Source organism: Corallococcus sp. 4LFB (genome assembly GCF_046520365.1).
GTDB classification, from domain to species: Bacteria; Myxococcota; Myxococcia; order Myxococcales; family Myxococcaceae; genus Corallococcus; species Corallococcus caeni.
The window spans coordinates 1-2,225 of the sequence record NZ_JBKGHJ010000838.1 but is presented as its reverse complement, the minus strand read 5'-3'; the positions used below and the strand labels follow the sequence as shown (position 1 = coordinate 2,225).

At 69.8% G+C, this 2,225-nt stretch carries 1 protein-coding gene; it reads left to right on the top strand.

Features of this window, described 5'->3' with window-relative positions; genetic code table 11:
* The coding region (locus ACLEQD_RS41790; RefSeq protein ID WP_410391481.1) for a type I polyketide synthase at window positions 1-2,225 on the top strand (2,225 nt) is incomplete at both ends.

The window sequence follows — 2,225 nt, the reverse complement described above, 5'->3', positions numbered from 1 at the left end:
CGAGCCGGAAGGCATCCTGTCGCCGGATGGGCACTGCCGTACCTTCGATGCCAAGGCCCAGGGCACCGTCAGCGGCAACGGCGTCGGTGTCGTCCTCCTCAAGCGCCTCTCGGATGCCCTGCGCGACGGCGACACCGTCTATGCCGTCATCAAGGGCTCGGCCATCAACAATGATGGCGCGCTCAAGGCCGGCTTCACGGCTCCCAGCGTGGATGGCCAGACCGAAGCCATCACCGAAGCGCTCGCCATGGCCGACGTGGAGGCCTCTTCCATCTCCTACGTCGAAGCCCACGGCACCGCCACGCCCATGGGCGACCCCATCGAGCTGGCGGCCCTCAAGCGCGCCTTCCGCTCCTCTTCGCGTGCCACGTGCGCCCTGGGTTCCGTCAAATCCAACCTGGGCCACCTGGATGCCGCGGCGGGTGTCACCGGCCTCATCAAGACGGCGCTGGCACTGCACCACCGCAAGCTGCCGCCCAGCCTTCACTACTCCGCGCCCAACCCGCAGCTTGGACTGGAGGGCAGTCCCTTCTACGTCAATGCCTCGCTGCAGGACTGGCAGCCTCCTGCGGGTGTGCCTCGAAGGGCGGGTGTCAGCGCCTTCGGCATCGGCGGCACCAACGCCCACGTCATCCTCGAGGAGGCTCCGGCACCTGAGTCCTCCGAGCCGTTGATCAGCGCGGGCACGCCGCAAGTGCTGGTGCTGTCGGCGAAGACGGCGTCCGCGCTGGAGAGCGCCACCGCGCAGCTCGCCTCGCACCTGCAGGCCCACCCCGAGCTGCCCCTGGCCGACGTCGCCTTCACCCTCCAGGTGGGTCGCCGCCTGCTGCCCCACCGCCGCTTCCTCGTCGCTTCCGACGCGCTCCACGCCTCGCAACTTCTCCAGGCCCCCCAGCCGTCCAGCTTCGACGAGTCCGACGACAGGCCCGTCGTCTTCATGTTCCCGGGTGGCGGCGCCCAGTACGCCCTCATGGGCCAATCCCTCTACGCCTCCCTTCCCCTCTTCCGCGACACCGTCGACCGCTGCGCTTCCCTCCTGCTGCCTCTTCTGGGCCAGGACTTGCGCGCCGTCCTCTACCCCGAGGCCTCCCGCGCCGACGCCTGCGCTGCCCTCCTGCGCCAGCCCCGCCTCGGCCTTCCCGCCCTCTTCGTCACCTCCTACGCACTGGCCCAGCAGTGGCTCGCCTGGGGACTCAAGCCCCAGGCCCTCATCGGCCACTCCCTCGGTGAGTACGTCGCCGCCTGCCTCGCGGGCGTCTTCTCACTGAAGGACGCGCTCGCCCTCGTCTGCCTCCGCGGCCGCCTCTTCGAGCGGCTTCCCCCGGGCTCCATGCTCAGCGTCGCCCTCTCCGAGGCCGACGTCCTCCCCTTGCTGGGTGACTCGCTCTCCCTCGCCGCCGTCAACGCGCCCTCTCTCTGCGTTGTCTCCGGCCCTACCGACTCCATCTCCCAGCTCGCTGAGCGCCTTCGCGCCTCCTCCGTCGAGCACCGCGAAGTCGCCATCGACGTCGCCGCTCACTCCTCCATGGTGGAGCCGCTGCTCGCGGAGTTCACCCGCGCCCTCTCCTCCCTCTCCCTTCAGCCTCCTTCGCTTCCCTTCCTCTCCAACGTCTCCGGCACCTGGATTACCTCCAGCGAAGCCACCAGCCCCGAGTACTGGGCCCGTCACCTTCGCCAGACGGTGCGCTTCGCCTCCGGTGTGCAAACGGCGCTCGCCTCTCTGCCTTCGCCCCTCTTCCTCGAAGTCGGCCCTGGCCAGACGCTCTCCCGCCTCACCCACCTCTCCACTCGCTCGCACCCGGACGCCGTCGTCCTCTCCTCCATGCGTCACCCCCAGGAGGAAGCAGACGACGTGCATGTCCTGCTCTCGTCTCTCGGCCGCGCCTGGCTCTCTGGCGTCCCCATCTCCTGGACCGCCGTCCACGCCACGCCTCCCCGCCGCGCGCTCCTCCCCACCTACCCCTATGAGCGGCAGCGCTTCTGGATGGAGCCCGGAGGCGCATCCCTCGCCTCGGCTCTCGCGGACCCGCTTCGCAAACGGCCGCGCGTCGAGGACTGGTTCTATCTGCCCTCCTGGAAGCGCTCGCTCCCTCCCGCTGCATCCGTCTCCCCGTCCCGCCGCTGCCTCGTCTTCGTCGACCCGCTCGGCCTCGCCTCCTCCCTCACTTCGCGCCTCGAAGCGCTCGGTCACTCCGTCGTCTCCGTCTCCATGGGCGCGGAGTACC